The following is a 5871-nucleotide window of genomic DNA, read 5'->3' on the forward strand; positions in this document are numbered from 1 at the left end:
TGAACCGTATCACAAGTGATCGTAAAGCGGAAATTCGAATTAATACTTCGTAGCTCGGAGATCTTTGGAGATTAATGCCGTAAACCAGTTCAGTTGCGCGGTGGGGGAATTACCAGACGGAAAAATGCCTTTCGAGTCCCGTTTCCTTCTAATGTGCGAGTAGTCGGCATATCCTCGTGAGGTTCATACGAAAACAAGCCACCTACATAGCGACTTGTTTCATGTGTCTTCCGTATCAATGAGATCGAGGATGTCTCTAATGTCTCCAATATCGAAAGTCTCAGCAATTCGTTCAATGTGGCTGAAATTGATATTCTGGCGTTTCTGATTCGCTAACTCGCTTAAAGCCGCATGCCGAATATCAGTAAGCCTGGATAACTCTCTCATTGAAATTTTATTAGTTTCCAGCAAATCGAGAATTTTAACAACAACTTTTTTTGCCATTTCTCCACCTAGTAGTCAAAGGGACTATTGACCACTGGCGAAAAATTACCATATACTCATAAAGCATGTGGTACGCGAAAGCGTACCAACGGTTCGGGTGTTCTCTTTATTTTAATATATTAGTATTAGTTCTCTCGGTAGTTCGATTATCTGGCTAATAAGGAATTTGACTCACTGAGAGGAATATGAGGGGCGAAGCCCCTCCTCTGCGAAGCAGAGGATTTAGAAAAACAATATCAGGTACAGCGGCTGGGGGATCGACATGCGAATTGGTCTAATAATTCTGCTAATGGGAATAGTAATTCCCCTAAGTGGATGTGGTTCGAATTCTTCTACGGCTCAAGGTGTTACACAAGAGGTTCCACAGCCACGCCAACATAGTCAGCAGACAGACGATTGGGCGTCAAATGCTTCCATTGCTATAAATGAATTTACAAAAGCAGACAACATGGTAATAAACTCTATGAAGGAAATGGGAGCAGGTAAGATAGACAACCATACCTTTGTTAATCAACTCAATTCTCAATTGATATTACTTAATAAAGCCATAACAAATGTAAACTATCGAAGAGTGAGTGATCCTAGCGCAAATCGAATAAGGCAAGAGTTAGACGCATCCTTTGGCGATTACGATCTTGCTGTAAAACACCTCATGCAAGGCGCAATGTTATCGAATAGTTCTGCGGTAAATAATGCTGTTCAACAGTTGACTAGCTCTCAAAAGGAAAGTGAGCAAGCGATAAAGGATTTCAAGAGGTATATGGCTAATTAATATAAATAAACCATATATACCCAAGGAGGAATAACCTTGCCTAAACATGGATCAAGGCGATGGGGTCTCATAATTTGTTTCGGATTAAGTGTAATCAGTTCCTTTGGCCTATTTCATTCCGTGTCCGTTGCTCACGCCCAGATAGGAGCCGCGCAAACTCTAGAAGCCTCTTCGGGATCGATTAACTGGCTAATGGAAAACGCCTCGGCTGCTGAGGCAACAGCAGACATGCTATACAATATGTTTACATGGCTTTCCGGTATGGTGATTATCTGGGGGATATACTTTGGAATAAAATTGATACGTGCTAGAGGGGCTGAGAGCAGGGGCGTAAGGCTCGTGTCGGATCTCCGATAGACAACGATGCCTCCCGTACCCCGTAAACTCGAAATTAAGCCTCACGTGTAAATACAAAATGCCTCCGAGTCTGGCGTCGATATTTTAGATGAGGAGGCGATTAGGTTATGAACGTGAAAATGGTCAAGTCAAAAGAAGCAATCTTAGTTCCGGTTAGTAAGAAAATCACAAAACTCCAAGAGCAGATCCTTGTTCGGATAAGGTGATATCGAGCTATGAGTGATAATGAACGCGATAAAAAAAAGCTAAATCGGGTTGTCGGCTATGCCGCTATGGACGATGGTGGGCCAGGTGGCCTAGGCTACGAAATTACCGAAGACGATGTGGTACAAGCGCAGAAGATATACGGCGAGATCTTCGGAGACGAGCGCAAGAGGAAGTGTGATGAAGCAAAAATAAACCCCGAATAATAAAACAGAAATCTACCAGTTCAGACAGGAGCGGTTCCCCCGCTCCTGTCTTTTTCAGTCCTGCTACCCTCTTCATAAGATAAGGCTTTTCCTTGTTTCCAGATTTCCGCTTGTCTCCTAAGATTTCGGCGGGGGGCACCCCCTTTTGTTTCCTTCGAAAAATGCCCTTCCGAGTCCCGTTTCCTTATTACACGACTGTAGTACCAAGGCAACGGCCGGATGTCCTAACCCCAAAACTTTTTTTGAAATCAATGGAGAGAAAAGTCAAACCGTGACCTTTATTAGAACGAAAACGCCTGAAAGGAGGACAAAACGTGGCAGGTCACGACTGCATAATAACCATTCTCGGTGATGGTCGTGTAATTGTTAAGCAATTCGAGAAAGCGACAAAATCAAACCCATATCGACGGTTGAATTACGTACAAGAGACGGAGGAGACTACTCCAATTGAAAAGGCCATTGTACGTGAGATCGTGCGAAACAAACATTGTGATGACCGCATTGGTGATCGACAAAGAGCGCGTGATCTTTATCCAAGGGAAATTGAGAGGTTTTGTAATTTAGTTGATTGTAATTTCTCGGTCGGGCACCTGTATCTAACCCTTACCTACGAAAGGCAATACGTAGCGTTGAGCGAGGCTGGGACGCAGTTTGAAAATTGGATTAAGCGAATGCGTGACAAATATGAATCGCAATTTCGGTACATTGCCGTCCGCTCATTTCAAGAACGCGGCACATTGCATTTCCATATGCTAGCGGATCTCCCGCGTATTCCGAGAATCCAGTTACTTGATGGAACTTTTCGAGATATATGGGGCCATGGAAATGTACATGCGCGGAAGATCTATAAGTTACCTATGGGCTATAACCAAGGACGGCTGAAGCGGTATCTCATTAAGAATCTGAGGGAGTTCAAACGAGACGACCGTTCCTTTAATAAGCGGCTCTATTTGACGAGTAACAACATAGTCAATCCGCTTGTTATACGGTGTAGAGCTGAGGAATTCGAGGAACTCAAGCTGTCGGCGGTAGGGGAAGTTACGGCGCTAAGTAAGGGGGACTATCGTACCAAATTCTTGGGGAAGGTCGCGGTGACGCCCTACAAAATTTCTTCTGATTTTCACAATGCTCTTCTTGACCATTTTAATTTTTAACAATCGCCCATTGCGTTTAGTAGTCTTCCAAAGCGGGAAGTGAGCACGAGAGAATTTCTCTTAAATTTATCGAGCTCAAAATCTTTTAATTGCCAGAAATGTACTTTACACGTATGGGAAAACTATTAAAATAGGTAATAAATCCCATTTTAAGGATGTACCGAACCATGATGTTACTTTAATTTTAATTATCGTTACGACAGGAGGATAAATCGGTGAATGTCATTGGCTACGTAAGAGTATCGACGCGAGGACAAGTGAAAGACGGGTACAGTTTGGCGTATCAAAAAGACGAAATCCAGAGGCATTGCCGGGAACAAGGCTGGACTCTAGTCGATATTCGACACGATGCGGGAATCAGTGGAGCAAAGGTAGACGAAAACACCTGGGAAGTTGAACGTGAAGGCTTGCGAGATACGCTAGATGTGCTATCAACCGGTCAAGCTTGCTGTGTTGTCGTACTGAATACAAACCGTCTTTGGCGCTCAGATATTGTCAAAGTGCTAATTCATCGAGAACTGAAAAAATACGGTGCTGACGTGAAAAGCGTCGAACAACCGAATTACAGCATTTACAAGCGTGATCCAAGTGATGTGTTAATTAACGGCATGATGGAACTTCTAGATGAATATCAGCGTCTCGAAATCGCTCTAAAACTGGGTAGAGGCAGGCGGAAGAAGGCAGCCCAGGGAGGATATGCAGGCGGTCGAGCAGCCTTTGGATATAGGGCCAAACGTGGCCAAAAGTTAATCGAAGTTCATCCCGATGAAGCTTTGATTGTCAAACGATTGTTCGCATTAAGAAAGCGTCACTCAGATTGGTCATTATCGCGATTAGCTGACAAGTTGAATCACGATGGATTTTGCACACGGCAGGGAGCCGCGTTTACGAAAGTGCAAGTGAAACGAATTTTGGATCGTAAGGAGTTTTATGAAGGAACTTACTTTTACAGTGATGTAAAAGCGCAAGGTAAACATCAACCAATCATAGGACTAGACAACTAGATGAGGTGGAAAAATGACCGAGATTTTGATTGATGAAGCTACTATTTCCGAACAAGGAATCGTAATGCCTTCCTCTTCTGAGGCCAAGTGGCACGAACTTATAGGCGTACTGTCGTCTTTAATCAGCAATTACGCCAATCAGAAACTTCGAGAGGGAGAAAGACATAATGAACCAGGTCAATAGTCCCATTAAGGTGGCGATATACACGAGGGTTTCGACGGAAGAGCAGGCAAAGGAGGGTTTCTCCTTAAAGGCGCAGGAAGGACTCTTGCGGCAATATGCTCAAAATCGCGGGTATGTAGTGTATGACGTTTACTGTGACGATGGATATTCAGGCAAGGACTTTAATCGTCCTGAAATCCAACGCCTCTTTAGAGATCTATATAGTGAGAATTTTAACGGGATCTTGGTAAAGTCGGTGGACCGGGTATCGAGACGAATGAGCGATATATCAAAGTTACTCGATGATGTTTTGCTTCCAAACAATTGCCGATTGCTGGTTAGTGACAACAACCTAGATAGCTCCGAACTAAGCGGAACTATGTTTATCAATTTCCTTGGCACATTTGCCCAATATGAGAGGTCTTTGATTATTGACCGCGTAAAAACCGGTATGACGAAGCGAGCAGAATTGGGGTTTTGGAACGGAGGAGTGGTTTTAGGGTATGATCACGTAAATAAACGCCTCGTGATAAATGAAGGAGAGGCTGATATAATCCGAAGGATTTTCAACCTACGAGCGCAGGGAAAAGGGTATAAGTCAATTGCTGAGATAGTCAATGAGGAAGGATACCGAACGAAAAACGACAACCTCTTTGGAATCACTGCTATCAAAACAATACTAGAGAATCCTGTATATATTGGGAAGTGCAAGTGGGGACGTAGAAGAGACTGGAGCGTAAAGAGGAGGAAAGGAGTCACCGAGGACTATATTTTAGTTGACGGAAAGCATGAATCGATTATTCCGCTTGAACTATGGATAAATGCTCAATCGGTTAGTTGTGCGTACAGAGAAAGTGCATCGAAAAACAGAAACTTTCATGGAGAGTTTGTCTTGTCTGGTATTCTGCGCTGCCCCCAATGTGGGGCAGGCACGGTCATGAGTAAGTCAAAGAAACGTGACGGGTCAGGCTATCATCTGTACTATATGTGCCAAGCGTTTCATAGTAAAGGCAAGAAAGCCTGTAAATCCAACCTCATTCCGAAGGACTTAATTGAACGCAAAGTGGTTCAGCAAATTAGGGAATTGATTCGAAACGAAGCCATTGTAGAAAACGTCGTTAACAGAATCACAGGAGAGAACGACAAAGCTCTAGTGGATGTAAAAAACAGTATAACGGCTATCTCTAAAAGGTTAGGTAAGCAAAAAATCCATCTGGATAAACTAACAAAGGACTATTTTGATGAGCGGATAAGTCCGGAGGCATACAATGAACTATCCGAAAGGGTTAGAAAGGAAGTCACTGAACTACAGCTTCAAAGAAGCCAACTGGATCGGAAATATGAAGAGCAAACCTCCCACTCAGTAATTACCAAAAGGGACGTCATGGATGCACTAAGTAATTTCGATGTCCTGTACGACAAAGCATCTAACGAAGAGAAGAAGTCCCTGATACGAGCGGTTATAAAGAAAATTGAAGTCGAACCCAATCGGAAGGATATTAAGAAAATCACCTTCTGGTTCGACTATGACGACGCTTTACTACTTAGTAAGACGGGGGGAACCGTA

Annotated in this window: 7 protein-coding genes; 6 read left to right on the plus strand and 1 reads right to left on the minus strand. The window is 43.4% G+C overall.

Annotation, left to right across the window (positions count from 1 at the left end; all coding sequences use genetic code 11):
* Positions 1 to 219: 219 nt before the first annotated feature.
* Positions 220 to 444, minus strand: coding sequence for a helix-turn-helix domain-containing protein (locus AN477_RS06740; protein WP_054968411.1), 225 nt, complete (start codon positions 442 to 444; stop codon positions 220 to 222).
* A 262-nt stretch (positions 445 to 706) separates the two neighbouring features.
* Between AN477_RS06740 and AN477_RS06745 the strand changes: the two genes are divergently transcribed.
* From AN477_RS06745 to AN477_RS06770, 6 genes are all read left to right on the plus strand, one after another.
* Positions 707 to 1216 (plus strand): hypothetical protein, encoded by a 510-nt coding sequence (locus tag AN477_RS06745; RefSeq protein WP_054968412.1) that lies wholly within the window; start codon positions 707 to 709, stop codon positions 1214 to 1216.
* A 572-nt stretch (positions 1217 to 1788) separates the two neighbouring features.
* On the plus strand, positions 1789 to 1983 hold the full coding sequence (locus tag AN477_RS06755) for a hypothetical protein (protein ID WP_054968414.1): 195 nt from the start codon (positions 1789 to 1791) through the stop codon (positions 1981 to 1983).
* Positions 1984 to 2297: 314 nt separating this feature from the next.
* Positions 2298 to 3137 (plus strand): rolling circle replication-associated protein, encoded by an 840-nt coding sequence (locus AN477_RS06760; protein ID WP_054968415.1) that lies wholly within the window; start codon positions 2298 to 2300, stop codon positions 3135 to 3137.
* Positions 3138 to 3352: 215 nt separating this feature from the next.
* Complete coding sequence (locus AN477_RS06765) at positions 3353 to 4141, plus strand: recombinase family protein (RefSeq protein ID WP_054968416.1); 789 nt, start codon at positions 3353 to 3355, stop codon at positions 4139 to 4141.
* A gap of 13 nt (positions 4142 to 4154) precedes the next feature.
* On the plus strand, positions 4155 to 4325 hold the full coding sequence (locus AN477_RS24325; RefSeq protein WP_157061847.1) for a hypothetical protein: 171 nt from the start codon (positions 4155 to 4157) through the stop codon (positions 4323 to 4325).
* The coding region (locus tag AN477_RS06770; RefSeq protein WP_054968417.1) for a recombinase family protein at positions 4309 to 5871 on the plus strand (1563 nt) is incomplete at its 3' end. The genes AN477_RS24325 and AN477_RS06770, both read left to right, overlap by 17 nt.

It is taken from the genome of Paenalicyclobacillus ferrooxydans (assembly GCF_001399675.1).
GTDB lineage: Bacteria > Bacillota > Bacilli > Alicyclobacillales > Alicyclobacillaceae > Alicyclobacillus_B > Alicyclobacillus_B ferrooxydans.

What these genes read in the sequence shown, in the direction of transcription:
- AN477_RS24325 (WP_157061847.1), top strand. Translation starts at nt 4,155, where the DNA reads ATGACCGAGATTTTGATTGATGAAGCTACTATTTCCGAACAAGGAATC.
- AN477_RS06745 (WP_054968412.1), top strand. Translation starts at nt 707, where the DNA reads ATGCGAATTGGTCTAATAATTCTGCTAATGGGAATAGTAATTCCCCTA.
- AN477_RS06755 (WP_054968414.1), top strand. Translation starts at nt 1,789, where the DNA reads ATGAGTGATAATGAACGCGATAAAAAAAAGCTAAATCGGGTTGTCGGC.
- AN477_RS06740 (WP_054968411.1), bottom strand. Translation starts at nt 444, where the DNA reads ATGGCAAAAAAAGTTGTTGTTAAAATTCTCGATTTGCTGGAAACTAAT.